This is a genomic window from Ruminococcus sp. J1101004sp1_RTP21198st1_B9_RTP21198_201120, from assembly GCF_040924245.1.
GTDB lineage: Bacteria > Bacillota > Clostridia > Lachnospirales > Lachnospiraceae > Blautia_A > Blautia_A faecis.
Genome location: NZ_JBCOMI010000012.1, coordinates 24,360 through 50,508, shown reverse-complemented (window position 1 = coordinate 50,508; position 26,149 = coordinate 24,360). Strand labels below are relative to the sequence as shown.

General features: G+C 44.5%; 25 protein-coding genes and 2 pseudogenes. 2 read left to right on the top strand and 25 right to left on the bottom strand.

What is annotated here, in order from left to right; genetic code table 11:
* Nucleotides 1–44 precede the first annotated feature (44 nt).
* On the bottom strand, nucleotides 45–1,490 hold the full coding sequence (gene glgA / locus AB5618_RS09945) for a glycogen synthase GlgA (RefSeq protein WP_118580996.1): 1,446 nt from the start codon (nucleotides 1,488–1,490) through the stop codon (nucleotides 45–47).
* Between the two features lie 91 nt (nucleotides 1,491–1,581).
* Nucleotides 1,582–2,388, bottom strand: a complete 807-nt coding sequence (gene spo0A / locus AB5618_RS09940) for a sporulation transcription factor Spo0A (protein ID WP_118580999.1) — start codon at nucleotides 2,386–2,388, stop codon at nucleotides 1,582–1,584.
* Between the two features lie 572 nt (nucleotides 2,389–2,960).
* Between spo0A and AB5618_RS09935 the strand changes: the two genes are divergently transcribed.
* On the top strand, nucleotides 2,961–4,292 hold the full coding sequence (locus tag AB5618_RS09935; RefSeq protein ID WP_227200050.1) for a SpoIVB peptidase S55 domain-containing protein: 1,332 nt from the start codon (nucleotides 2,961–2,963) through the stop codon (nucleotides 4,290–4,292).
* A 29-nt stretch (nucleotides 4,293–4,321) separates the two neighbouring features.
* On the opposite strand, the pseudogene AB5618_RS09930 reads toward AB5618_RS09935, so the two are convergent.
* Nucleotides 4,322–4,372, bottom strand: a pseudogene (locus tag AB5618_RS09930) (DUF6783 domain-containing protein); the annotation flags it as partial.
* On the opposite strand from AB5618_RS09930, the pseudogene AB5618_RS09925 reads away from it, so the two are divergent.
* Nucleotides 4,349–4,531, top strand: a pseudogene (locus tag AB5618_RS09925) (DUF6783 domain-containing protein); the annotation flags it as partial. The pseudogenes AB5618_RS09930 and AB5618_RS09925 overlap by 24 nt on opposite strands.
* A gap of 30 nt (nucleotides 4,532–4,561) precedes the next feature.
* Here AB5618_RS09925 and recN read toward each other — a convergent pair.
* The 22 genes from recN to gltX all read right to left on the bottom strand — a co-directional run bounded on the left by recN (nucleotide 4,562) and on the right by gltX (nucleotide 26,048).
* Nucleotides 4,562–6,238: a DNA repair protein RecN gene (gene recN / locus AB5618_RS09920; RefSeq protein WP_368366719.1), complete on the bottom strand. Its 1,677-nt coding sequence runs from the start codon at nucleotides 6,236–6,238 to the stop codon at nucleotides 4,562–4,564.
* A gap of 237 nt (nucleotides 6,239–6,475) precedes the next feature.
* Complete coding sequence (gene argR, locus AB5618_RS09915; protein ID WP_118581008.1) at nucleotides 6,476–6,931, bottom strand: arginine repressor; 456 nt, start codon at nucleotides 6,929–6,931, stop codon at nucleotides 6,476–6,478.
* 191 nt (nucleotides 6,932–7,122) lie between these two features.
* On the bottom strand, nucleotides 7,123–8,001 hold the full coding sequence (locus AB5618_RS09910; RefSeq protein ID WP_118581099.1) for an NAD(+)/NADH kinase: 879 nt from the start codon (nucleotides 7,999–8,001) through the stop codon (nucleotides 7,123–7,125).
* Nucleotides 8,002–8,056: 55 nt separating this feature from the next.
* On the bottom strand, nucleotides 8,057–8,881 hold the full coding sequence (locus AB5618_RS09905; RefSeq protein ID WP_173715644.1) for a TlyA family RNA methyltransferase: 825 nt from the start codon (nucleotides 8,879–8,881) through the stop codon (nucleotides 8,057–8,059).
* Nucleotides 8,878–10,761, bottom strand: a complete 1,884-nt coding sequence (gene dxs / locus AB5618_RS09900) for a 1-deoxy-D-xylulose-5-phosphate synthase (protein ID WP_173715645.1) — start codon at nucleotides 10,759–10,761, stop codon at nucleotides 8,878–8,880. Before dxs ends, AB5618_RS09905 begins: the two co-directional genes overlap by 4 nt.
* Before the next feature lie 13 nt (nucleotides 10,762–10,774).
* The gene (locus tag AB5618_RS09895) at nucleotides 10,775–11,671 is read right to left on the bottom strand and encodes a polyprenyl synthetase family protein (RefSeq protein ID WP_173715691.1); all 897 of its coding nucleotides are present in this window, start codon (nucleotides 11,669–11,671) and stop codon (nucleotides 10,775–10,777) included.
* Nucleotides 11,655–11,879, bottom strand: coding sequence for an exodeoxyribonuclease VII small subunit (xseB, locus tag AB5618_RS09890; protein WP_118581019.1), 225 nt, complete (start codon nucleotides 11,877–11,879; stop codon nucleotides 11,655–11,657). Before xseB ends, AB5618_RS09895 begins: the two co-directional genes overlap by 17 nt.
* An 81-nt stretch (nucleotides 11,880–11,960) precedes the next feature.
* Nucleotides 11,961–13,190, bottom strand: a complete 1,230-nt coding sequence (xseA, locus tag AB5618_RS09885) for an exodeoxyribonuclease VII large subunit (RefSeq protein ID WP_173715646.1) — start codon at nucleotides 13,188–13,190, stop codon at nucleotides 11,961–11,963.
* The gene (nusB, locus tag AB5618_RS09880) at nucleotides 13,183–13,740 is read right to left on the bottom strand and encodes a transcription antitermination factor NusB (RefSeq protein WP_118581025.1); all 558 of its coding nucleotides are present in this window, start codon (nucleotides 13,738–13,740) and stop codon (nucleotides 13,183–13,185) included. The genes xseA and nusB overlap by 8 nt, the downstream gene beginning before the upstream one ends.
* Nucleotides 13,741–13,844: 104 nt before the next feature.
* Nucleotides 13,845–14,231 (bottom strand): Asp23/Gls24 family envelope stress response protein, encoded by a 387-nt coding sequence (locus tag AB5618_RS09875; protein WP_118581028.1) that lies wholly within the window; start codon nucleotides 14,229–14,231, stop codon nucleotides 13,845–13,847.
* A gap of 183 nt (nucleotides 14,232–14,414) precedes the next feature.
* Complete coding sequence (locus AB5618_RS09870) at nucleotides 14,415–16,004, bottom strand: peptide chain release factor 3 (RefSeq protein ID WP_118581031.1); 1,590 nt, start codon at nucleotides 16,002–16,004, stop codon at nucleotides 14,415–14,417.
* A gap of 136 nt (nucleotides 16,005–16,140) precedes the next feature.
* Nucleotides 16,141–16,836 carry a SpoIIIAH-like family protein gene (locus AB5618_RS09865; RefSeq protein WP_118581034.1) on the bottom strand — a complete coding sequence of 232 codons (696 nt, stop codon included), beginning with the start codon at nucleotides 16,834–16,836 and terminating at the stop codon, nucleotides 16,141–16,143.
* An 11-nt stretch (nucleotides 16,837–16,847) separates the two neighbouring features.
* Complete coding sequence (locus AB5618_RS09860) at nucleotides 16,848–17,219, bottom strand: hypothetical protein (RefSeq protein ID WP_226815050.1); 372 nt, start codon at nucleotides 17,217–17,219, stop codon at nucleotides 16,848–16,850.
* On the bottom strand, nucleotides 17,176–17,742 hold the full coding sequence (locus AB5618_RS09855) for a stage III sporulation protein AF (RefSeq protein ID WP_368366718.1): 567 nt from the start codon (nucleotides 17,740–17,742) through the stop codon (nucleotides 17,176–17,178). The genes AB5618_RS09860 and AB5618_RS09855 overlap by 44 nt, the downstream gene beginning before the upstream one ends.
* An 87-nt stretch (nucleotides 17,743–17,829) precedes the next feature.
* Nucleotides 17,830–19,098, bottom strand: coding sequence for a stage III sporulation protein AE (locus AB5618_RS09850; RefSeq protein ID WP_173773258.1), 1,269 nt, complete (start codon nucleotides 19,096–19,098; stop codon nucleotides 17,830–17,832).
* A complete protein-coding gene (locus tag AB5618_RS09845) occupies nucleotides 19,095–19,481 on the bottom strand; it encodes a SpoIIIAC/SpoIIIAD family protein (RefSeq protein ID WP_118581049.1) in 387 nt (128 codons plus the stop codon). Before AB5618_RS09845 ends, AB5618_RS09850 begins: the two co-directional genes overlap by 4 nt.
* A gap of 44 nt (nucleotides 19,482–19,525) precedes the next feature.
* Entirely contained in the window at nucleotides 19,526–19,720 is a 195-nt protein-coding gene (gene spoIIIAC / locus AB5618_RS09840) for a stage III sporulation protein AC (protein WP_021924294.1), read from the bottom strand.
* Nucleotides 19,721–19,794: 74 nt separating this feature from the next.
* Nucleotides 19,795–20,310 (bottom strand): stage III sporulation protein AB, encoded by a 516-nt coding sequence (locus AB5618_RS09835; RefSeq protein WP_233456011.1) that lies wholly within the window; start codon nucleotides 20,308–20,310, stop codon nucleotides 19,795–19,797.
* Nucleotides 20,307–21,215: a stage III sporulation protein AA gene (gene spoIIIAA / locus AB5618_RS09830; protein WP_330382709.1), complete on the bottom strand. Its 909-nt coding sequence runs from the start codon at nucleotides 21,213–21,215 to the stop codon at nucleotides 20,307–20,309. Before spoIIIAA ends, AB5618_RS09835 begins: the two co-directional genes overlap by 4 nt.
* Before the next feature lie 117 nt (nucleotides 21,216–21,332).
* A complete protein-coding gene (locus tag AB5618_RS09825; protein ID WP_187565768.1) occupies nucleotides 21,333–22,481 on the bottom strand; it encodes a hypothetical protein in 1,149 nt (382 codons plus the stop codon).
* Between the two features lie 263 nt (nucleotides 22,482–22,744).
* Entirely contained in the window at nucleotides 22,745–24,574 is a 1,830-nt protein-coding gene (locus AB5618_RS09820; protein ID WP_173773260.1) for an ATP-dependent helicase, read from the bottom strand.
* A gap of 19 nt (nucleotides 24,575–24,593) precedes the next feature.
* Nucleotides 24,594–26,048 carry a glutamate--tRNA ligase gene (gene gltX, locus AB5618_RS09815; protein WP_148462532.1) on the bottom strand — a complete coding sequence of 485 codons (1,455 nt, stop codon included), beginning with the start codon at nucleotides 26,046–26,048 and terminating at the stop codon, nucleotides 24,594–24,596.
* Nucleotides 26,049–26,149 lie beyond the last annotated feature (101 nt).

Here is a 26,149-nt window from a genome sequence, read left to right as displayed (position 1 = left end):
ATATCTATATCCGTACTTTAAATGGCATATTTCTTACAGAATCATTATTCCCCGATCAGCCAGTTGTACATCTCTTCATACTGACGTGCGGAATTACTCCATGAGAAATCCTTTGCCATAGCCCGGTCTACCATCTTATTCCATTCGCGCTTCTTGTCATAGTAAATGTGCTCTGCATAGCGGATCGTGGAAAGCATCTCATGTGCATTGTAATTGCTGAATGAAAATCCGGTTCCGGTTCCTTCGAATTCATTGTAAGGCTCTACCGTATCCTTCAGACCACCTGTCTCTCTGACGATTGGAAGAGTACCATAACGAAGGCTCATCAGCTGGCTCAGACCGCATGGCTCAAACAATGACGGCATCAGAAATGCATCAGAAGCTGCATAGATTCTGTGAGACATGCTCTCATCGTAATAAATCTGTGCAGAAACCTTGCCATGATATTTCCAGTCAAAGTGACGGAACATATTCTCATAGCGCTCATCTCCTGTGCCAAGAGCTACAATCTGTACACTATCCTGACAAAGCTCGTCCATGATATAAGCGATCAGGTCAAATCCCTTCTGATCTGTCAGACGGGAAACAATACCAATCATCATAGCCTTCGGATCCTGCTCAAGTCCTAAATCTTTCTGTAGCTGGATCTTATTCTTAACCTTCTCCTTACGGAAGGTGGTAGCATTATAACGAGCTGACAGATTAATATCTGTCTCCGGATTAAAATCATTATAATCAATACCATTTACAATACCACGCAGACTGTTGGAGCGTGCACGGAGCAGTCCGTCCAGACCTTCGCCATAGAACGGTGTCTTGATCTCATCTGCATATGTATTACTTACTGTAGTAACAGCATCTGCAAATACAATACCACCCTTCAGGAAGTTGCCATCCTTGTATGCTTCCAGCTTATCCGGTGTAAAATAGTAATCGGAAAGTCCTGTAAGCTCCTTGATCGTCTTTACATCATATACACCCTGGAATTTCAGGTTATGTATGGTCATGATGGTCTTAATTCCCCAGAAAAACTGATTCTGCTGGAAGCTGTCGTGCAGATAAACCGGAACAAGACCTGTCTGCCAGTCATGGCAGTGAATAATGTCCGGGCGGAAATCGATTACCGGAAGTACGGAAAGCACTGCCTTGGAGAAGAATGCAAATTTCTCCAGATCCCACGGAGCACTGTCATATGGCTTCGGTCCACTGAAATAATACTCATTATCTATAAAGTAGAACTTAATGCCATCATACTCCATCTGAAGAATACCTACATAACAGTTCTTGTATCCAAGATCCATGTAGAAGTGTGTGACATATTCCATTTTATCTTTCCATTCCTGCTTCATGCAGGCATATTTCGGTAAGATCACGCGAATATCAAAATAACGTTTATCAAAGCATTTCGGCAGTGAGCCGGCTACATCAGCCAATCCTCCGGTCTTAATAAAAGGCACTGCCTCTGATGTTGCAAAAAGAATTCTTTTCATTCAAAAAACCCTCCTTAGTAATAGCAAATAGCGTTACTGCCACTTAATGCCAGTAACCTGCTTCTGTCTTTTATTATACCCCAAATTCGGCTCATTGGAAAGAACGATTTTTATATTCCAGTCTGATTTTGTCAGCAATCAGTGCAATAAACTCGGAATTGGTAGGTTTTCCTTTCCCATTGCTCACTGTATAGCCAAACAGCTGGTCAATGGTATCCATTTTTCCACGGCTCCATGCAACTTCAATGGCATGTCGGATAGCCCGCTCCACGCGGCTTGGCGTTGTCTGATGGCGTTTGGCTATGGTTGGGTATAAAATTTTTGTAATAGAATTCAGCATTTCCATGTCATTTACGGATAAAATAATAGCATCCCGCAGATACTGATAACCTTTAATATGTGCAGGTACTCCGATTTCATGTATGATATCTGTCACATCCGTTTCCAGATTTCCTGAATTGTAAGTATTTTCCTCTTCCTTTTGTCTTGGACGGTTCATTTCCCTGACGCGTCTCTCTCCCGCCCGGCGGATGTGTTTGATTCGGTTCAGCAGCATTTTGTTGTCAAAAGGCTTCAGCATAAAATAATCTGCTCCAAGATCAAAAGCGTCCTCTGTGATCCGCTCCTGTCCCACTGCCGAAACCACAATAAATGACGGCACTTTTTTCAAATTTTCATCGTGACTGAAGCGCTCCATCACTGAAAGTCCGTCTACTTTTGGCATGATAATATCCAGTACAACCACGTCAGGCTGTTTTTCCTTTATGATGTTACAGATTTCTTCTCCATTATGTGCTTTTCCAACCAGTTTCAGTTCTTCGTCCTGATCAATGATCTTACTCAGTACCTCCACCATTTTCTCATTATCGTCCGCAATTGCCACATTCAATTTTTCCATGAGGCCATTCTCCTTCTACTATTTTGAAAATTCTCCGGCAATCCACAGCCGGAAAGTTGCTATATTTCTGATATCAGGAAGCAAACGCGTTTTTCTTCCCAATATCTTCCTATCACCTGTACAAAACAGCAGGGCCCTGTTTGCTCTTGCACATTTTTCAGAAAAATTTTCCTTTGCTGTAACAACGTCTATTATAGTGGAACTGCCATGGGGAAATCAAGCCGAAACTGCCGTTTTTACTGCATTTTCGTTCGATTAGTTTCGAGCTTTTTTGCGTCTTTTAACGACAATAATTTCATTTTTTCTGAGGGGATTTTTATATTAAGACAGCGTTTTACACCGCCTCTCAATTTAACACAGTTTATTTTTTTCGCGTTTTATGATTGAAAGATATGGAACAGGTTCATAAAAATACAAGAGTGAAATCATGATTTTTCTCCATACTAGTACAGTGAAAATTAAGTTTCTGCTATATTGACACAGTATATGAAAAATCAGACAAGTCACTATAGCGGTTACTTAATATTTGCTGTACCAGCACAGTGAAAAACAAAAGAAAAGGATGTGAAAACATGTACCAGAAACGAAAATACAAACATTTTATCCTGCTCTGTCTTGTCCTTGACCTTCTGACAATGGTATTTCTGGGATATCGTTATCTGGACCGGAAAATTCCGGATGAAATACACATTGACAAAAATTCAGGACTTGACCTTTCCCAGATTTCCAATCTTCCTTTTGTATCTTTCGGAGATACAATCACTACTTCCGGGGAAGGCAGCTACCAACTGCCTTGCAGACTTTTTGGAAAAATAGCTTTCAAGAATATTAAAGTGAAACCAACAGAGGCAGACACCATTCTGGTCAGTGGCAGCACAGTGGGGATTTACATGGAAACAGACGGAGTTCTTGTGATCGACACCGGAGAAATCCTTTCTAAAAATGGGCAGATGCAGGATCCGGCAAAAAATATTTTAAAGCCTGGCGATTATATTGTTGCACTAAATGAGCAGAAAATATCCTGCAAGCAGGATTTAATTAACGATCTGGAAACTATTGATGGAAAGCCTGTTACGGTAAGCGTGCGAAGAAATAACAGTACCATTCCGGTCTCTCTCTCCCCGGCACAGGATGCTTCCGGAAAGTACAAGCTTGGAATCTGGGTCCGGGATGACACCCAGGGAATCGGAACCCTTACCTATGTAACAAAAGACGGAAATTTCGGTGCTCTTGGCCATGGAATCAGCGATATCGACACAGGAAATCTTTTGTCAATAAAGGGAGGAAATCTTTACTGTGCCCAGATTCTCGGAGTGCAAAAAGGGGAAAAAGGAAGTCCCGGAGAACTTTCCGGGCTGATCCGTTACAGAAATGACAATGTGATCGGACAGATTCGTGTAAATAGTTCAAATGGAATTTACGGCAGTTTCACCAACAGTTCTGGCAATAATATTACAGAGCTCCAGGCCGCAGCTTCTGCTTCAGATGATACGGTCAATGCTTCTGAAAGCTTTAACCAGTCCAAAACTTCTTTCTGGGATTTTGCAGACAGTTTTTCCGGAAATGATTCTCTGCCAATTTCCCTCCGCCAGATGAAAATCGGCTACAAACAGGAAGTACAGACCGGTCCGGCTTCCATTCTGTGTGATGTAGGTAATGGAGTAAAAGAATACGATGCAGAAATCACCAGAATCGACATGAACCACGAGGACACTAACAAAAGTTTCATCATCCATATCACCGATCAGCGGCTTCTTAACACCACCGGCGGCATTGTCCAGGGCATGTCAGGCAGTCCCATCCTGCAAAATGGAAAAGTAATCGGTGCGGTAACCCACGTTTTTGTCCAGGATGCGGCAAGTGGGTATGGAATTTTTATTGAAAACATGCTGGAGCGTGTCTGAAAAAGGCTTTCTGCAAGATGTGCGTCACAATTTGTGGGAGATTTTGCCCGGATGAGGGCGCCGTAGCGGACTACGGCAACTGAATTCGGGCAAAATATACCGCAAAGTGGGGCGTGCAGATTGCGGGAATGATTTTTCAGACTCGCTCCGGAGCCTGCCTGAAAAAGCTTCTGATATATTCAGAAATCCCCTGTCAGACAGGAGCCTGTCTCACAGAGGATTTCAACTTACATGTTTGAAAACTCATTTTCTCAATCTACAAAAAGGAATTATGCCTTGCACTCCCTGGCCAGTTTTTTCATCTCCCTTGCATTTTCCAGCACAGCGCCAGTGATCTGGGCACCCCCAAGAAGACGGGCCAGTTCGCGGATGGAGGCTTCTTCATCAAGAGGATGGATCTGAGTGGTGGTCTTGGTGCCTTCAACCTGCTTCTCAATCTCAAAATGGGAATCTGCCATGGCTGCGATCTGTGGAAGATGGGTAATGCAGAGCACCTGATGATGATGCCCGATCACTGCCATTTTCTCAGAAACCTTCTGGGCAGTGCGTCCACTGATTCCCGTATCTATTTCATCGAAAATCAGTGTTTCGATCTGGTCGCGGTCTGCCAGGATTGCCTTCAGGGCAAGCATGATTCTGGAAAGCTCACCGCCGGATACGATTTTACCAAGGGGCTTCAGACTTTCTCCCGGATTTGTGGAAATTTCATACTGGATTTCATCATAACCATTTTCTGTAAAACTGCTTCTTCTGGAAAACGTGATGGCAAACTGTACATCCAGGAAATTTAAGTCTTTTAGTCCCTGAATTACCTTTTCCTCCAGCTGATGGCTGTATTCTTTACGAACCTCCGAAAGACGGCTGCAGGCTGCTTCCAGCTTTTTCTCTGCCTTTTTCAGTTCTTCCCTGGCAGCCTCGAAAATTTCTTCATATTTCTGGAGTTTATTCAGCTTCTCCTGCTGTTTTTTCTGGTATTCCTGAATTTCTTCGATACGCTGACCGTATTTGGCTTTCAGACCATTGAGCAGATCCAGGCGGCGCTCTGTCTCATAAAATACGGACTCATCAAAAGTCATGTCATCCATATAGGAGGACAGCTCCCTGTTAAAATCATTGAGAAGTCCGTCCACTTCGCTTAAGGTCTGGGAAAGGGATTCCAGCTGTTCATCGTACTCTGTCACTCTGGAAAGTTCCCGAAGAGCCTCTCCCACTGCTTCCCCGGCTCCCTGTCCGTCATATCCAGTAAGGGCATGGGCACTTTGCAGGGAATCGATAATTCTGCGTCCATTGGAGAGCTTTCGATACTGCTTTTCCAATTCTTCGTCTTCTCCTGGAACCAGAGATGCTTTCTCAATCTCATTGATCTCAAATTCCAGAAAAGCCATTTCCCGATTCTTCTGCTCTTCATCCATATCCAGAGATTTCAGTTCTGCCTGACATTTCTTATATTCCTGATAGGCAGCTTTCACCTTCTCTTTTTCCGGAAAGATTTTCTCACGGCCGTAAGCATCCAGGATTTCCAGCTGTTTCTCCTCATAGAGAAGGGACTGGTGCTCATGCTGCCCGTGAATGTCAAGAAGACAGGCTGCAGCGGCCTTCATCTGGCTGACAGTGCTTGTCTCCCCATTTATCTTATTAATGCTCCTGCCGTCCATGATTTTTCTTGACATGAGGATCTGTCCGTCCTCCGGATAAATATCAAGTGCAGCAAGTGCCTCTTTTGCTTTCGTATTTTCAACCTGGAATAAAAGCTCTACCAGTGCATAGGGCGCATTTTCCCTGATCATGCTTCTGGACGTCTTTCCTCCCAGGATCAGCTGCATGGAACCGAGAAGAATGGACTTACCGGCACCTGTCTCACCGGTGAGGATATTCAGCCCGGGTCCGAATTCCACTTCTATTTCATCTATGAGTGCAAGGTTTTTTACGTGTAAATGTACTAACAAGGTTGACCTCCTTACGTTACTATATCCCCAATGGACAGTAACTCCTTACTTTTTTCTCATACTCTTATAAACAGGCCTAATTGCCCATATGTAATGTCAGGCAGCGATATGCTTCAAAGCAACACATGCCTTCAGATAGCAACAATCGAGCAGGAAATCCCTGCCCGATCCACTTTATGTTCTCAGTCAGCTCTGAACCCTGATTGAAAATTCCGGTCATGCAAACTGTTTTCATTTTTATCTTCTGTTCAAAATACTGCCCAGCTTCTCCATGACGCCCTCCGCCAGCTCAGAGCTCTTGCAGGCACACATAATCGTGTCATCTCCTGCAATACAGCCCAGGATTTCCGGCCATTTCAAGGCATCCAGGGCGGTGGCAACTCCCATTGCCATTCCGGTAACTGTTTTGATCACTACCAGATTCTGTCCAACCTCAATGGACACAACCGCATCATTTAACACTCTTGTATACTGGTCCCCAAGCCCTGGCTGTGTATCCTGCAGGATGGCATAGCGGGATTTCCCGTCTTTTCCTGCAACCTTGGTCATTTTCAGTGCACGGATATCTCGTGAAACCGTAGCCTGTGTCACCTTAAAACCGGCTTCATTCAATCTGGCTGCAAGCTCTTCCTGTGTATCTATGTCATATTCTTTTATCAGTTCGATAATTTTCTCATGTCTTGCTAATTTCACTTCTTAACCTCCCCTGCAAAGATTTTCTGCCCTGAAGTCTGTTAAAAAAGGCTGTCACTTACAATACCCCTTTTTCAAACAAGCTCTGAATGAACCTTTGCAACGCATTCTGAAAATGATATTATCAATAAAATTCCCATACCATGATCAATACTTATAATAATATTTGTATTCTGATACATTAATAAAAATCAGCTATCCCTCATTTTTTGTCTCAACACTTCAACAAAACTAAGATGATTCAGCTTCAAAATCCTGGTTTTCACCTCTGCCTTTCGGATCACAATCTTATCTCCTGTGATCATTGGAATTTCAGAATCCCCATCAAAAGAAGCCAGTCCTTTTTCACAATCCTGGTGACGTCCCTCTCCCATTTCCACCGTGATCACATCCTCCGCTGGGAAAACAATGCTTCGGCTGTTCAGAGTGTGTGGCGCGATCGGTGTCATAATCGTCATCTCTCCACTTGGTGAAACAATAGGACCGCCAACAGAAAGGCTGTATCCTGTCGAACCTGTAGGTGTGGAAATAATAATTCCATCAGCGTTATAAGAGTTCAGATATTCGTCATTGACAAAATTTTTAAATCTTACAACACGAAGGGGACCTTCCCTTGCAATTACAATGTCATTTAAGGCAATATCCTTGCCGATGACCTTGTCTCCCCGGTAAACAGTCCCGGAGAGCATCATTCTCTCTTCCACCTCGTAGACATCCTCCGTAAGCTTGTCAAGAGCCTGGTATACAGACTGCCTGTCCACCTCAGCCAGAAAGCCCAGATTTCCAAGATTGACTCCCAGAAGGGGAATCTGACTGCGCTTCTTATCGTGAGCCGCCTGAATGTCTCTGGCAGCCTGAAGAAGGGTTCCATCACCGCCAAGTACGATAATGCACTGTGTTTCTTCCGGAATCTTTCTTGGATCCGTATAGTGGAACGGACCTGCAGTCTGTCTTCCTGCAAGCTGAACTTCACAGTGTCCGCCTCTTTTTCCAAGATAATCCACTACCCGGTCTGTAAATTCCAGATTTTTATCTTTTTCATTGTTGGTTATAATATAAAACTTATTCATACCAAAGTCCTGTATCTGTTTACTGCCCCTGTAAGCAACAGCATTCAACTGCATACTATTTTTCTGCCGGTTTATCCAATGCTCCGTGTGCCTGTGCAACCACATCCTCCACTTTCACAGTAAGACTGTCCGGAACCTCCGTTCCCTCCAGTCTTTTCTTCAGATGCAGAAGATATTCAATATTTCCCTCTGGTCCTTTGATAGGAGAAAAAGAAAGATGGCATGGCTCGAGGGAAATACTCATGGCGAAATCCCTCACCTTCTCTATCACTTCCTCGTGTACAGCAGGATCACGGACAACCCCTTTCTTTCCCACCTTTTCCCTGCCAGCCTCAAACTGGGGTTTTATCAGGCAGACGATTTCGCCATCCTCTGTAAGAAGATTTCGCACAGGTCCCAGTACCTTGGTCAGGGAAATAAAGGAAACATCAATAGAGGAAAATGCAGGTTTCTCCTGGATATCCTCCGGTACCACATAGCGAATGTTGGTTTTCTCCATACACACAACTCTTGGGTCGTTGCGAAGCTTCCAGTCCAGCTGGCCATATCCCACATCAATAGAATATACCTTCACACCGCCATTCTGAAGCATACAGTCTGTAAAACCGCCTGTAGAGGCGCCTACATCCATGCACACCTTCCCCTCAAGACTTACATCAAATTCATTCATTGCTTTTTCAAGCTTCAGGCCGCCGCGGCTTACATATGGAAGGGTGTTTCCTCTGACTTCCACTTTCACCGTTTCAGTAAACATGGAGCCTGCTTTATCTTCCTTCTGACCATCTACATAAACCTGTCCGGCCATGATATATGCTTTTGCTTTTTCTCTGGAAGGTGCAAGAGCGCGCTCCACCAGCATCATATCCAATCGTTTCTTCATTCTCTTATTCCTTCTGAATAGTTACCTGAAATTTTCTTTATCTTCTCTGCAATGGCATTGGCGCTAAGCCCCAGCTGTACCCTAAGACTGTCCACACCTCCATGAGGCACAAAACGATCCGGAATAGCCACTGGCAGCACCTGGATACCAGGATGATGTTCTTCCATATAACCGCATACCTGCTGTCCAAAGCCACCATTTTGCACATTTTCTTCTACTGTTACCACCAGGCTGTGATTCCGCGCCAGCTGATCCAGCAAAGCTGTATCTAATGGCTTTACAAATCTGACATTTACAAAGGTAGAATCAATTCCTTCCTTCTGTAATTCACTGCAGACCTCTGCACAGATCTCCACCATGCTTCCAAGTGCCAGAACTGCTACCTTACAACCGCTGTGAAGGACTTCACTTTTCCCCATCTCCACAGCTGTCTGATATTCCTGCAGCCCCTGATATGCATTACCTCTTGGGTAACGGATTGCTACCGGGCCATCCGCTTTCACAGCAAAGCGAAGCATTTCCTTTAACTCCCAGTCATTCTTCGGTGCCATCACTGTCATTCCAGGCATCATGCTGAGATAGGAAATGTCAAAATTGCCCTGATGTGTCTCACCATCTGCTCCAACAAGACCTGCCCTGTCCACTGCAAAGATCACATGAAGCTTCTGCATGCACACATCGTGAAGCATCTGATCCACAGCTCTTTGCAAAAAGGAGGAATAAATGGCAACCACCGGGACTACTCCGCCAAGTGCCAGTCCGGCTGCAAAGGAAACTGCATGCTCTTCTGCAATTCCCACATCAAAGAACCGGTCTGGAAATCTCTGGGAAAACTTTTTCAGCCCGGTACCATCAGGCATGGCAGCTGTAATGGCAACCAGCTTCTCTTCTTCTGCTGCCACCTGGCACAAAGCATCTGCAAACACATCTGTATAACCCGGACAGACCTTCTTCTGGGTTGGCTTTCCAGTCTTGATGTCAAACGGTCCGATTCCATGAAACATATCCGGATTCTGTCTTGCAGGTTCATAGCCACGTCCCTTTTCTGTAAGAACATGAACCACAACCGGTCCCTTCACACGCTTTGCCTCATTAAAAAGACGCATCATCTGGCGCATATTATGCCCGTCCACCGGTCCAAGATAGGTCAGGCCCATATTTTCAAAGAGCATTCCCGGAATAAAAAGCTGCTTAATGCTGCTTTTCGTCCTTCTCACAGCATCCACCATAGCGGTTCCCACACGGGGAATCTTTTTTACCGCCTTATTCAAGCTCATTTTCATTCCGGTGTATGCTTCTGCAGTACGGATCGCACTGAGATAATTTGACATTCCTCCTACATTTGGAGAGATTGACATATTATTGTCATTTAAAACAATTATAAAATTGGTATCCAATTCGGCTGCATTATTCAGCGCCTCATAAGCCATACCGCCTGTAAGCGCACCATCGCCGATCACAGAAACCACATGATAATTCTCTCCAAGAAGATCCCTTGCATGCACATAACCAAGGCCTGCAGAAATAGAATCTGAGCTATGTCCCGCGTCAAAAGAGTCGCAATTGCTCTCCCCTCTTTTTGGAAAACCACTCAGTCCGCCTTCCTTGCGCAGGGTCTCAAATTCACCTTTTCGTCCGGTGAGGATCTTATGAGTGTATGCCTGATGGCCTACATCCCAAATCAGCTTGTCATCTGGAAAATCCAGTACATTATGCAGTGCCAGTGTAAGTTCTACCACTCCAAGATTGGATGCCAGATGTCCTCCTGTCCTGCTGACGGATTCAATCAAAAAGCTTCGTATTTCTTCTGCCAGCTGCGGAAATTCAGCCAGAGGAATTTTGTGAATATCGTTGGGCTTTTTTATTTTATCCAGAATCATTTGTATCCTTCTTTCACTTCCTGCGTCCCACCAGCTCGTTCACCAGAGTAAACAGGAATTCATTTTTCTTATTCAGTCCTTCAAACAAAGTAACTGCCTCATCTGACAGCTTCTTCACCTGCTGTGATGCTTTCTCAATTCCCATAAGTGTCACATAAGTAGTCTTATGGTTCTTCTCATCACTGTGAATTGGCTTACCCAGCTCTTCCTCGGTGCTGGTCACATCCAGGATATCATCCTGGATTTGGAACGCAAGGCCGATATTTTTTGCTGCTTTTTCTACTATAGCAGTCTCTTCTTCCGTGGCACCTCCAAGAATTGCGCCTGTCATCACAGAGGCTTCAATAAGTGCAGAAGTCTTATTCTCATAAATATAATCAATCATCTCACGGCTCATAGGCTTGCCGTCATTTTCCACATCCACACTCTGTCCGCCAAGCATTCCGTAAAGTCCGGTCTTATGGGACATTACCTTCAGTGCCTGAATCACATGTGCCTGACAATCTGGTGTATCTGCCGTGTCAAAAGCTGTAAGCATCACTTCATAAGCATAATTGAGAAGTGCCACACCGCTAAGAACCCCCATAGCTTCCCCATAAACTTTATGAGTAGTAAGACGTCCTCTCCGGTAATCGTCATTATCAAGAGCCGGAAGATCATCATGGACCAGTGAATGGGTATGAATCATCTCCATTGCTGCCATAAAAGGATATGCCAGCTTCTCTTCTCCTCCAAACAGCCTTAAGGTTTCCAGGATCAGCATAGGGCGAAGGCGCTTTCCTCCTGCCAGAATACTGTAATTCATTGCCTGTGCCATAGTCTTCGCAAAACCTTCCTCTGCAGGAAGATAAGACTGGATCACTTTATTAATTTCTTCTGTTCTTTTTTTTAATTCATCTTGAAAATTCACCAAGGCTACCATCCTCATTCATCTGCAGCATTTTTTTCTCAACAGTATCAAGCTTATCATTACAATATTTCAGAAGCTCCATTCCCTGTTTATAAAGGCGAAATGAATCTTCCAGGGAGGTCTCACGGTCTTCCAGTCTTCCCGCCAGAACATCCAGCTCTGAAAAAGCCTCCTCCAGAGTTTTCTCTTCTTTTTTCTCATCAGCCATCCTTCCGCACCTCCGTCTTTATTGCTGCACACATTGTGCACAGAAGTCTTTTACTAGCTATGCACGATCTGCATGCTGACTTTATTTTTCACTGTCTGTATCTGCTCCGTAACTGCTGGCTTTTGTATTCTGTACAGACGCCTCTATTGTACCATCTGTAACATAAATCAGCAGACCATCCCCTTGTTTTACCTGTGAAACGCTTGTCAATGTCTTTCCTTCCTTATCAGAAACGTAGGAGTAACCCTGATTCAGCTTCCGAAGAGGAGAAAGACCGTGAAACCTTTCCAGATAGAGGGACAGTCTGTGTCTTTTATCTTTTATCTTTTGTTCCATGGCAGACTGGATTCGTTCCTGCACATCTGCCGCATACTGCTGACGGTCACGCAGACGGCTCTCTGGATTCAGATACTGAAGACGTGTTCCATATCTTTCCAGTTTTGCCCTGTTTACGTCAATTTTATTCCACACTGCCCGTTCCAGCCGTTCTTGATACCCTTGCATGGAATTTAAAAGAGTCCGGCAGTCAAAATAGGCGAGTTCTGCCGCTGCTGAAGGTGTAGGGGCACGAAGATCCGCCACAAAATCCGCGATGGTAAAGTCAGTCTCATGTCCCACTGCAGAAATTACAGGTGTATGGCACTCAAAAATCGCCCTTGCCACCTCTTCTTCGTTAAAAGCCCATAGTTCCTCGATAGAACCACCGCCCCGGCCTACAATGATCACATCCACGCTTGCCTCGTCCAGCATGCGGATACCACGTACAATACTGGCCGCTGCTCCCTCTCCCTGCACAAGTGCCGGGTAAAGAATACTCTGGATAAAAGGATTTCTTCGGGTGGAAACGTTGATAATATCCCGAATCGCAGCACCTGTAGGAGATGTGACAATCCCCACTCTGTGGGCAAATTCCGGTATGGGCTGCTTGTACTCCTGTGCAAACATTCCCATATCCTCCAGCTCCTGCTTCAACGCCAGGTATCTTTCATAAAGCGCACCAGCTCCCTCTAAAGTAATCTCCTTCGCATAGAACTGATATGCGCCATCTCTTTCATAAACATCTACTCTGCCCCCGGCTATCACCTTGTCTCCGTCTTTCATGCGGAAAGCAAGACCTCTTCTGGAACCTGCGAACATAACGCATTTCAGTGTGCCGCCTTCGTCCTTCAAGGTAAAATAGATGTGTCCTGTGGAGTGGTATTTACAGTTGGATACCTCTCCCTTTACATAAATATTCTGTAAAAAATAGTCCTGGGTAAACATGTTCTTCACATAGCGGTTTACCTGACCAACAGAATAGACATTATTCATTTTTATTTTCCGGTGCCCTAGAGCTTACATTGCGGTTAACAACTACCACCTTTTTGGAAGGATCCTTTACCTTGAAACCGGATTTCGGTCTTGCAGAGGTCTGTTCTTCTTTCTTAGAAGATGCCTTTCTTGCAGCAACCTTCTTATCCGGGTTGGCAATCTTTCCAAGGATTCCGTTTACGAATGCACCGGACTCTTCAGAACCGAAGCATTTCGCCAGTTCTACAGCCTCATTGATGGCAACTCCTACCGGCACTTCCTCTTTCTCATATTCAAGCTCATACACAGCCAGACGAAGAACTGTCAGATCAACACGGTTCATACGGCTTGTCTTCCATCCCATACTGATGCTGTTCAGCTTCTCATCAAGCTCATCTGTGTGGTTCATAATGTTCATATATTTGCGGCTGATATAGTCCCGGTCGCTCTCTTCCAGATTCTCAATATCAGCTAAATATAAAGCCAGCTGCTCTTCCATTTCTTTCTGTGTATTAAACTCGCTGATAAAAAGCAGCTTAAAAATATGTTCTCTCTGTTCCCTTCTTCTCATGTTTCCTCCTACTATCTGTAACTCCCGAAAATCCCTGCAAAGAAATGCCAGCTCACGCAGACATTCATAGAAAAAAAAGGAAAGGTTTACTTTCCTTTTTTCGTTTACTTGCTTTTTTCATTCTCCATATCTACGCTTGCAATATGAATATTGACATCTGCAACCTCAAGTCCTGTCATGTTCTCAATGGCTGCTTTTACTTTCTCCTGAACCTTCTTGCTGGTCTCAAGGATATTCATGCCATATTCAATATTCAGGGTAAGGTCAACGCTTACCACACTGTCAACAATTTCAACCTTAACTCCCTTGGAGAGATTCTTCATTCCAAGCTTGCTTACCAGCTCATTGGTAATATTACCTGCCATGGAGGCGACTCCGTCTACTTCTGTAGCGGCAAGTCCGGCGATAATAGTAACGACCTCATCTGCGATCTGAACCTCACCGATTCCCTCAATATCCTGTATTTTATATGTTGTTCTCTTCTCTGCCATGCTTACAAACCTCCTAGGTTTAATCTGCCGGCTGCCGGAAAATTCGCATCTTTCCCCGAGGCCAGCGTCAAATCTGCCTTACGGCGTATTTACACGAAACGGACTATCCCACGCATCTGCGCAGTTCTATTTCTATCCGAGACTTTCTTTAATTATAGCAAAATGCGTCAAAAATGAAAAGAGTTATTTACTGAATTCTGTTAATATTAAATCCGGATTTCTGTCTTCTGTCATGCCCACACTCCATGCATTGATAAACAGAAGCAACGGATTGCCTTTCAGATCTGTAACCTTCTTCATGTCAGAAGTTCCGACGATCTTGTCCACCTGAATCTCATCCTTGTTCGCAATCCATCTGATGTGCTCATATGGCAGATTTTCCAGACGAATTTCCACATTATACTCGTTCTCCAGACGATATTTCAAAACATCAAACTGGAGCACACCAACAACGCCCACAATGATCTCTTCCATATTTCCGTAAAGCTCCTGGAAAATCTGGATGGCACCTTCCTGTGCGATCTGGTTAATTCCCTTTACAAACTGCTTTCTCTTCATGGTATCCAGAAGTCTTACCCTTGCAAAGTGCTCCGGTGCAAATGTAGGAATGCCCTCAAATGCAAATTTTTTTCCAGGCGTACAGATCGTATCTCCAATAGAGAAAATACCGGGATCAAATACACCGATAATATCTCCTGCATAAGCCTCCTCAACTACATGGCGTGACTCAGCCATCATCTGCTGGGGCTGAAGAAGTCTCATCTTCTTATCCCCCTGTACATGATAAACCTCCTGGGAGGCATCGAATTTGCCGGAGCAGATACGCATAAATGCAATTCTGTCACGGTGAGCCTTATTCATATTTGCCTGAATCTTAAATACAAAAGCAGAAAAATCATCGCTCATAGGATCAACAAGACCTGAGTCTGCCATTCTTGGAAGAGGTGACGTAGTCATCTTCAGGAAATGCTCCAGGAAAGTCTCAACACCAAAATTGGTAAGAGCGGATCCAAAGAACACAGGAGTCAGTTCTCCCTTACTTACCATCTCCTGATCGAACTCGGCACTTGCGCCATCCAGAAGCTCGATTTCCTCCAGAAGCTGTTCTTTCTGCTCCGGATCCATAACCTCAAGTGCATGAGGAGAATCCAGATCGATTTCCTCAATAGTTCCCTCCTTGGTACCTTTCTGGGTATCTGTGAAAGTAAGGATCTTATTCGTGTTGCGGTCGTAAACACCGCGGAATTTCTTACCGGAACCGATTGGCCAGTTAATAGGACAGGTTGCGATTCCAAGCTCTTTTTCGATCTCGTCAAGAAGATCAAAGGTATCGTTGGCATCACGGTCCATTTTATTGATAAAAGTAAAAATAGGAATGTGTCTCATAACGCAGACCTTGAACAGCTTTCTGGTCTGTGCCTCAACACCCTTGGACCCGTCAATTACCATAACTGCAGAATCTGCAGCCATCAGGGTACGATAAGTATCCTCTGAGAAATCCTGATGTCCAGGAGTATCCAGAATGTTGATGCAGTAACCGTCATAATGAAACTGCAATACGGAAGAAGTAACGGAAATACCTCTCTCCTTCTCAATTTCCATCCAATCCGATACTGCATGGCGGGCCGTTGCCTTTCCTTTAACACTACCGGCCAGATTAATGGCTCCGCCATACAGCAGGAATTTCTCAGTCAGAGTAGTCTTACCTGCATCCGGGTGGGAAATGATGGCAAAGGTTCTTCTTTTTTCTATTTCTTTCGTATACTTCGACACGTTTAGCCTCCTATTTGAATTCTCTATTTCAGACACGCTCTAGAGCGTGTATTCTTACATTTTTGCAGCATTCCTATTCTAGTATAAGGACTGCTGCACTGTCAAGGGGGTATATCATGGATTTACTGTAGTATTATCACGGATTTACTGTAGTATCATCATCAATATCCACGGAAGTCTCCAGTGATTCATCTTTATTTACCAGTTCTTCCTCGCTTTCATTTAACGGCGTGATCACAATATTTTCCGGCGCAATTCCCGTTTTTCTTTTCACAATGTCTTCAATCTGAGCCCGTTTTGCATCTGTCAGATCTGCTTCCGGAACCACCACATCTGCCGTTTCTCCGGTAAGGTTTACGATCACATTTTCGAAGCCTTTGGCTTCCAGAAGAAGTTCTGCTGCCGACTCTTTTTCCGTCAGATCCGCCATGGAAACCATTGTGCTCACAGCCTCCTGCTTCTGGTCATCTCCCAGATCCTGGTTGTTAATAATAGCCTGCAGGTCTGCTTTATTCTGGGAACGGATCTGTTCTCTGGAAAGTTTGGCCTGGGCCGCAAAATCAGAAGCCGCAGTAAGTACAGCTTCCCCCGGCGTGCTGGTGGTCTGATCCTGCACATCCGTAAGGCTGCTATCCGCCCCGTTCTCATCCAGAAGGGCTGTTTCATCGGTCAGATCATAGTCTACATCCTCCAGAATACTGCTGCTGTCCGCGCTTGCCTCCTTATTTTTCAGGCCAAGATCTACATCTGCAAAATTCAGGTATCCTGCAACTGCGATCAGAACCGCCAGTGAAGTAATGATTACCTGGTTCTTTTTCAGAATCTTTTTCACTTTACCTCTCCTCATTTCATTTTCATTACTTTAATTTTATGGGCATCCAGCTGAAATAATGCCATAACTCCTTCTACAATATTCCTGGAAACCACAGAATTATCTGCTCCTTCCGCCGCGATCAGCACTCCGGTCACCGCCTGATTTCCGGAATCGTAGAAACTGCTGCTGTCTTTTTCTTCCCCCGTCATAAGGAGCACCCGCACTTTTCCCACTCCTTCTGTCTGGGATAAAAGATCTTCCAGTTTTTTCTCCAGAACTGTCCGTTCTGCATCTGTATTTTTCTCAGAAGAAGCTGAAAAAAAGGAACTGCTTTTTACTTCCGGGGAGCTATCCTTTTTATCGGATACCGGAAGTGCAATTACCGTAAGCAGAAGTCCCAAAAGGAGAAGAATCACCCATTGTCTGCTTCCCATTTTCCCAAGCAAGGACTTCACAGTTTTCTTCCCTGATTCCCCAGTTTGCTGCAAGTTCATCTTTTATCCCCCTCTCAAGCTCTCCATCTGGCACCTCCTTCGTCCACAGGCAGACTTTTAACAGCTCCCCTTCTATATGTACTTTGCATGCCGTCACTTCTATGCCTTTCTTTTTCAAAGATTCCGGAATATTTTTCTCAAGCTGCTCCTTCACACCTTTTTCCAGAAGGCTTTTCTGAAGATTTTCCAGATCAAGAGTGAGCCGCTTTTTTTCTTCCTGCTGGTAAAGGCTGGAAAAGCTTTCCGGCAGTGTCTTAGCTTTTTCCAGAATGGAAAGCATGGGAGTGATCAGCATAACCATCAGCAAAAGTCCCATAAAAAAACGCACATAACGCTGATATTTCCCGGTAGGCACCAGATGGATGAGCATAGTCAACAGAATATAAAATATGGCAAGGCATTTGATCCAGCTGTAGATGGCTTCTTTCATAATATATCACTTCCCGCATCCCATTTTGGTCCCATATCTCAGTCATATGCTCAGGTTATTATGGTTCATTTCCGCTTACTGTTACTTTTATCCGCCTACAGACGCCATGAGAACTATAAAGGTAAGCACACACAGAATTTCCGCAGTCAGCATGATCCGCAGAAGCAGGGCACAGCCTTCTCCCATTGTGCCAAGGCAGCCTACGATTCGTTTGTCTGATACAGGCTGTGCCACTGCACCAAGGAAGCGAAAGCTAAGAGATAGGAGACCATAATGAATCACAGGTCCGGCTCCTGCAAGAAGCAGAACCACCACCGCCATTGCTCCAAGACAGTTTTTCACAAGCAGTGCCCCTGCCAGAATCAATTCTGTTACCGCATTTACGGCATTTCCCACAGCCGGAATCGCTCCGGCAGTTCTGCCCAGGGCAGTTCGTTTGATGGCATCCATGGCAGGCGCAACCAGTCCTCGTACCGCCTGAAGCCCAAGGACAGCCCCAAGCATGGTTTTCAGGCTCCAGTTGATCATAGTTTCCAGAAGTTCTGCCATCTTGCTTAACATATCCTCTTTGGAAAGATGGTTCACCATACAAAGAAGAACATACAGATTAGCCCCTGGCAGAATCAAAGTGAGAAGAAGCCATTCCACCAGCCACACCAGAAGAAGAACCCCCTGATAAAATACAGAAGCCGTGACAGCTCCTGATGCTGCTGAAACTGCCACGAAATAAGCAGGTGCCAGGCCTTTCATAAACTGAGTCATCCATTCCAGCTGTTTTCCAAGAGAAACTCCAAGCTGCTGATAGCTGTTCATCAGAATGGTAAATAATAAAAGATATACCATGTAAAAACTTACCTCTCCAATCTGGCTGTTTTCAAATACCTCTGCAAAATTTGAAAAAACAGCAGCTGCCAGCACCAGGAGAAGAATGCGAAAAAAATTAGCCCGTTCTTTTTCCAGCCGTTCAAAAAAGAGGCTGCGCAGAAATTGCTGCACCGCCTCTTTTGAAAATACTGTTTCGCCGTTTATCATGTTTTTTAATGCTGTTCCTATGGAGAAGCTGTCCTCTCCCAGCATTTCATCCATTAAAGTTTGTACCTGTTCGAAAGACATGTCAGAAACCAGCTGCTCCGTAATGCCCTCAGAATCAGCGGAAGCTGCACGATAGCCAATACCTGCTGTTACCGTTTTCTCCGTTGTCTCTTCCTCTGTTTCGACTGCTGTTTCACCTGTAAAACTCTCTGCTTCCATGTTCTCTGCGTTTACATTTATTTTTCTGGTTCCCATCAGAATCCATACTGCAAACAACAATGCAGCAATTACCTGCCATTTTTGTTTTTTTCTCCAGCCCCTCATACCATGAACTCCTGAATCGTCTTCAGAAGTGCCATAAGCACCGGCATGCTCAGAACCATCACCGACAATTTACAGAACAGCTCAATCTGCGCCGCTGTTGTGCTGTAGCCTGCATCTTTACAGATTCCGGAGGCAAACTGACCGATGTAGGTAATTCCGATCATTTTTACCAGTGTGGAAATATATTCCGTGTCCACTGGAAGTGTCTCCTGGATTTTCCCCAGAGATTCAAACAGGTAATAAATTTTCCCCACAGCAAGTCCCATGATCACAAGACCAATTCCAACTGTAATAAAACAGGCGTATTCCGGTTTGGTTCCTTTCATAAGAAATCCAAGAATAACACCGCATACGCCTAGTAACGAAATCTTTATAATGTCCATTTTCCACCTCCTGAACACAGGTGACAGGATATTGGTGAATCAGATCACAATTCAAATAATTTTTTTATGCTGTCAAACAACTCATAAATATATGGTACAATCCAGAAGAGTACCACAAGGAGACCTGCCAGGCTGACTAAAAAAGCCTGTTCCTCTCTGCCGCTGTGTTTCAGAACCTGAGAAAGCACGGAGACCAGAATCCCCACAGCAGCTATTTTAAAAATAATACTGACTTCCAAGGGGGCCTCCTTTCTTACCGTTATCTGCCTTACATAACCGTTTTCCAGGCAATTTTTCCAGATATTATATGAAATTACCACAACAAGACTGCCAGCAGAATTCCGCCCAGAATTCCCATGCTCTGATATGTTTTCTGCTGCTTTGGCATAGCACTTTTCAGAGTCTTTATCCTATAGCCTAGCTCCTCCTCCAGAAGTGTCAGCTGTGCCACCTGCATTTCCCTGTCCAGATATCCCAGTTTTTCACCCAGAGAAAGAAAGCTTTCCCGCTCTTCCTCTGAAAGTTTGTAAAGGGGAAGCAGTCTTGCCGCGCATTCCCTGAAAATCTCATCAAAGGTAATTCCAGGCCGCTGCTGAAGCCATCCTGCAGTTTCTTTGAGAAAAAGCCTGTACTCTCCTGGCATTTTTGCTGCAGCATCAAGAAAGGCATCTTCCAACGTCGCCCCTGTGCAGCGGATTTCCCCTTTCAGTAACAGAAGAAGCTGAGCCAGTTTTTCCAGAATTTTCAGTCTGGCTGTCAATTCCATGCTTTTACACAACCCAAGACCTGTTCCGGAAAAAAGGATCAGAATGATTCCTGCTGTTTTCAACAAGGCCTCCCGTTTCTGTCATAAATTCCAAGTATGGTTCCCGCATGTTCTCCCTTGTCCAGGAAAATATACCGTTCAAACACTCTTCTTCTCACCAGCCTTTCAAAATAAGGCTGATGGATCACGTCCTCAATGGAATTTCCATGAGCGGTGGCGATTACTTTACATCCACTGTGAATCACAGATTCCACAGCTTTAAAGTCTTCTTTCCGTCCCAGTTCATCTACGGCCACAACTGCCGGAGACATAGAACGGATCAGCATTTCCATCCCTTCTGCCTTTGGACAGCCGTCCAGCACATCCGTACGCATGCCAAGGTCATTCTGTGGAACTCCCTGATAAGAACCGGCAAGCTCACTTCTCTCATCTACAACGCCAACCGTTACCCCCGGCATTTTTTTCTTTTCCTCACCGTTGCTCAGCTGACGGATAATATCCCGGAGCAGGGTTGTTTTCCCACCTCTTGGCGGAGAAACGATCAAAGTATGAGCTACCCAGTCTTTTTTGCGGATATAGGGCATCACCTGGTCTGCGCATCCTACCACTTCGTGAGCCAGACGTACATTGATACAGGAAATATATTTCATTCCCTGGATCTCATTGCCGTCAAGAATCACCTTTCCGGTAACACCTACCCGATGACCTCCCTGAACAGTAAGAAACCCCTGGCGCATTTCATCTTCATAGGAATAAAGGGAATAACCACTTATATATTCCATGGTTTCCTTCAGATCTTCCCTTGTCACCACGTATTTGCCATCATGGTCGGTAAGGAAACCCTCACCTCCGTCATAGGTGTAGAACAGCGGTCGTCCTACTCTTAACCGTATCTCATATATTTTGTCATAATCAAGGTTTGCATTCATCAACAGTCTGCGGATATTGCCCGCAAACAGGTTCTGAATCTGCTCTGCTTCTATGTTGTATCACCTCTCAATTTTAATATATGTGGACAATCCCGGATTCATTCTTAAATAAATCCACCAGATTTACAGGCTCTAGAGCGTGTTTGAAAAATCCTTCTAATACTGGCTCACATTACTCTGTATGCTCTGCTGGTATTCTTCCATTCTGGGAAGGCTCAGTTTTAAAACCCTGTCCACAATATTCACAGACGCTGAACTATATGCATAGGCAGCGGATTCAAACAGCACGTACAAGTCATCCCCATCCACAAAAATCTGTTCGATCCGTTCCGGAAACCGATAGCTGACAGCAGAATTTTCATCTACATAAAGCCTTTTATCGGATTTCTCATAAAATACCACTCTGGAAGGCAGAATTCCAAAGGAATGAGACAAAAGAAGCTTGTCGTTATAAAAAGCCATTCCCTGTGCCTGTTCGGAAATGGTGGAATAATCAAGGGGAACTGCCATCCCAAAGTTCATTCCCAGACCTTCATCCATAGTATTTATCAGGTTTCCCTGATCATCTACTGCATATCTTGCAATTGCACTGTCTGTATATTTTGTAAAGCAGCCAACGTACAGACACCCATCATAAAAGGTCATAAAGGAATCACGGACGATTCCGTAAAGGCTGGCTATCTGGTTGGTCGCGATAGGATGCCTACCCGCATCATAGTCATAATTTTCAATGGATTCCATGGTAAGACTCACTGCCTGGGCAAGTTCCTGCGTATTTGAAGAATACCATAGAATCTGATGTTCACTGTCATACGCCAGACCGCCAACATGTGGCTGTCCGGGCAAAATAATTTCTTTTATAAAACGGTGCGATTCTTTGTTGATCATATAGATCACAGAATTATGCTTTTTCGCATGACAATAGGCACTTACAAAAACATAATCCTCTGTTACTGCCAAACCCTGCGGTGTCATAGTGGTACACATGGCCGGCATATCACCTTCACTGGTAAGAAGGGTTTGTGTTGCTTTCAGACCGGGAATAATATAGGTTCCATATTCCCGCTCTTTTTTCCTGTCTTCAAAGGCAAATGCCATCAGCTCTTCTTTCTGGGAAAGCATCTGGATCTGTCCACGAAGCGTATAGTAAGCCGCTTCCTGATTGGTGGTTTTCCTCTTGGTGGGCGGCTCATTTCTGCCTCTGTATATAAAGGCATATGCCAGATAAGATCCCACAATGACCAGAACCATGATCAGGATCCTGAGCCAGAAAATGCGGTTTCTCCATTTCATCTTTTTCTTCATTTATCTGCACTGCTTCCGCAATAGTACTCTTTTGGTAACTGTTCCGTACCTTCACAATTACATGCTTTACAATTGCATGCTTCGCGATACACAAAAAATCATGCTTTCCATGATTTCACGCCGCAATTCCCGGGCTTTCTGTGAACTGTGTTCACAAAAACAACCTCGCGGAATACTGTCTCCTGAATAGTTACCTCTTTTTTTGTTATAATTTCACAACAGACATCATTATACTTTATCAGGTTTACGTTTACAAGAGGAAATTAGAACAGCCCGGTTTCTTCCAGAAACCGTGAAGGGTCACGCTCTTTATCGTACTGACGGCGCACATAACAGAGCATAAGTTCTTTCTTCGCCCGGGTCATGCCTACATAAAAAAGCCGGCGTTCTTCTTCCAAGGACTCTGCCAGAACAGCTTTTTTATAGGGAATGCTCCCTTCGTTTACATTCATAATATAAACTTTATCGTATTCCAGCCCTTTTACCGCATGAAGGGTGGAAATTACAATCCCTTCCCTTTTCGTCTCCTGTTTTTTCGCCTGTTCGGCCAGTTTCTTTGTGTAATCCTCTATGTAGTTTTCCCACTCTTCCAGGGTTTTCATGCCTTTGGCACTTTCCTGTATGCGGTCAAGGACCTCAAGGAGCTCCTCTGGACGAATTTTACGATACTGGGCATATTCAATCAGATACTGCTCGTAGCCCATTCCTTTTCGGATAAAATTCACTGCAGCATAGGGTGCTAAAGTGGAAAGAATACGAAGATGTGTTTCCAGTGTGGTAATCCTGTCGCACATCCAGTCTTTATCTTTATAGAAATCTCTCAGTGCAGAAAATGAGATTGTGGTCTGAGTCAGGGCATCCCTTGCTATATACCGGTTGGGGCGGTTCATGATTTCCAGGAAAAGCTTTCGCGTCCTGTCTCCTGCTGCCATTTTCAGATATGCCATCAGGTTTCTGCTGATCCAATGCCGGAACAGATTGGGCAGCTGTTCTTTCATGGTAAAAGGAATCTGGTACTCCATCAGCGCTCCAACAAGCCCCTCTGCCTCCTGATTGGTGCGAAAAAGCACTGCAGTATCCTCCAGATTCTCTCCTGCCTCCAGCCGCTTCTTCAAAAAGGCGGCAATCTTCACATACTCTTCTCTTGGATTGTCAAATTCCATCACTTTCACAGGTTTTCCATGCTCATTTGGCGTAGACAGCCTCTTCTTAAAGCGGATCTGATTGCAGCCCACCACATTCATGGCTGCCTGAAGTACATTTTTCGTACAACGATAATTAATGTCCAAAAGAACCGTTTCTGCCTTAGGATAATCTTTGGTAAAGTTCAGCATGATCTCTGGCTTGGCGCCACGAAAATGATAGATAGACTGATCATCGTCTCCCACTATGAACAGGTTATCCCTGGGCTTTGCCAGCATCCTAACAATATCATACTGGAGATGGTTGATATCCTGAAATTCATCTACCATAATGTATTGGAATTTGTTTTGCCATGCCGCCAGAATATCTTTTCTCTTGACAAAAAGTTCATAGCAGCAAAGAAGCATGTCATCGAAATCCAGTTTTCTTCTCTGGCGCAAAGCCTTCTGATACCCATTATAAATCTGGCGGAATACCTCATCCGGGCAGCAGGAAGAATAATAGTGATCCAGGGAAATCCTCCCCCCTTTTACCACGCTGATTTCCTTTGCCACATCCTCCTGGAAATCTCCCTCCTGAGCCAGTTCCTGACCAAATTCCAGAGTCATTTCTTTTAAAATGGCATATTTTTCTTCTTCTGACAAAATATTGCCGGCACCAAGTCCATAAGCCTGCTTCAGGATTCCGTAAAAAACACCGTGAAAGGTTCCGAAGGTAACAGCCGTGGAGGTCTGTCCGGTAAACTTCAGAAAACGCTCTCTCATCTCTTTTGCTGCAGCCCGGGAAAAGGTTACAACAAGAACAGAGGACGCCGGTATTTCCCCCTCACCAGTCATATATGCAGTTCTTTCAACGATCACTGAAGTTTTCCCCGAACCGGGGCCTGCCAGAACCATCATAGGTCCTGACAGGTGGGCGATTGCCCTTAATTGAGATGGATTTTTCTTCATAATTGAGACAGATTCTTCATTACAGATTCTCAAGCTTCTCGATTGCAGCTTTCACACGGCGGATTGTCTCATCCTTGCCAATGATCTCCATGATCTCGGTAGCGCCTGCCGGTGTCATCTGCTTGCCTGAAACAGCTGTACGAAGAGGCCACATTACATAGCCGTTCTTGTAACCTTTCTCCTTGACAAATTCACTTAAGGAAGCGAACAGCGGATCATTGGTGTAATCCTCCTGAGCCTCCAGAAACGGAAGAACTTCCTTCAGAACTGTAAGAGAAGTCTCTTCGTTTGTTTTCATTTTCTTATGGCAGTACATAGATGCATCATACTCCGGAACTTCCTGGAAGAAATCGATCAATGCCGGAATGTCAGGGAAAGTTTCGATTCTGGTCTGAACCATTCCTGCAATTTTCTTAAAGTTAAAGTCTCCCTTCAGAACTTCCTTCATGTATGGAAGTGCTCTCTCATAAAATACTTCCGGATCCATTTTCTTAATATACTCGCCATTCATCCAGCGAAGCTTGTTGATATCAAATACAGCCGGAGATTTATTAATGTGATGATAATCAAATTTTTCAACCAGTTCCCTGAGGCTGAAGATCTCGTTATTATCTGCCGGACTCCATCCCAGAAGTGCAACATAATTTACAATTGCCTCGGAAACAAATCCCTGATCCAGAAGGTCCTCATAGGAGGAATGTCCGGAACGTTTGGACAATTTGGCGTGAGTTTCATCCGTGATCAGTGGACAATGTACATAAACCGGAATATCCCATCCAAATGCCTCATAGATACGGTTGTATTTAGGGGAAGAGGAAAGATATTCATTGCCTCGTACCACATGTGTGATTCCCATAAGATGATCGTCTACAACGTTAGCAAAATTATAAGTCGGATATCCGTCAGATTTGATCAGGATCAAATCCTCAAGTTCCTCATTGTTTACTGTAATATCTCCGTAAATTACATCATGGAAAGTGGTAGTTCCCTCTGTAGGCATGTTAAAACGGATTACATGTGGCTCTCCGGCATCCAGACGGCGCTGAACTTCTTCCTTGGAAAGCTTCAGACAGCGTTTGTCATAAATGGAAATCTCCTTGCCTGCTACCACACGCTTCATGCTCTCTAATTCTTCCTTCTGGCAGAAGCAGTAGTATGCATCGCCCTGGTCTACAAGCTGTTTGGCATATTTCATGTAAATCCCCTGTGCCTGGCGCTCGCTCTGTACATATGGGCCATATCCACCGTCCTTATCCGGACCTTCGTCATGAATAAGACCAGTCTTCTCCATAGTACGATAAATAATATCTACAGCGCCCTCTACATAGCGCTCCTGGTCTGTATCCTCAATACGGAGAATAAAATCTCCGCCTTCATGCTTTGTAATAAGATATGCGTATAACGCAGTACGTAAATTTCCAACATGCATTCTGCCTGTAGGGCTTGGTGCAAATCTGGTTCTGATCTTAGTCATGTCTTCTCTATTCTCCCTGTTTATTCTTTCTTATCTTCTGCTGCCATTCCGTGATGGCAACTGCCTTTTCACATTATATACCTAATCCATTCAAAATGTCT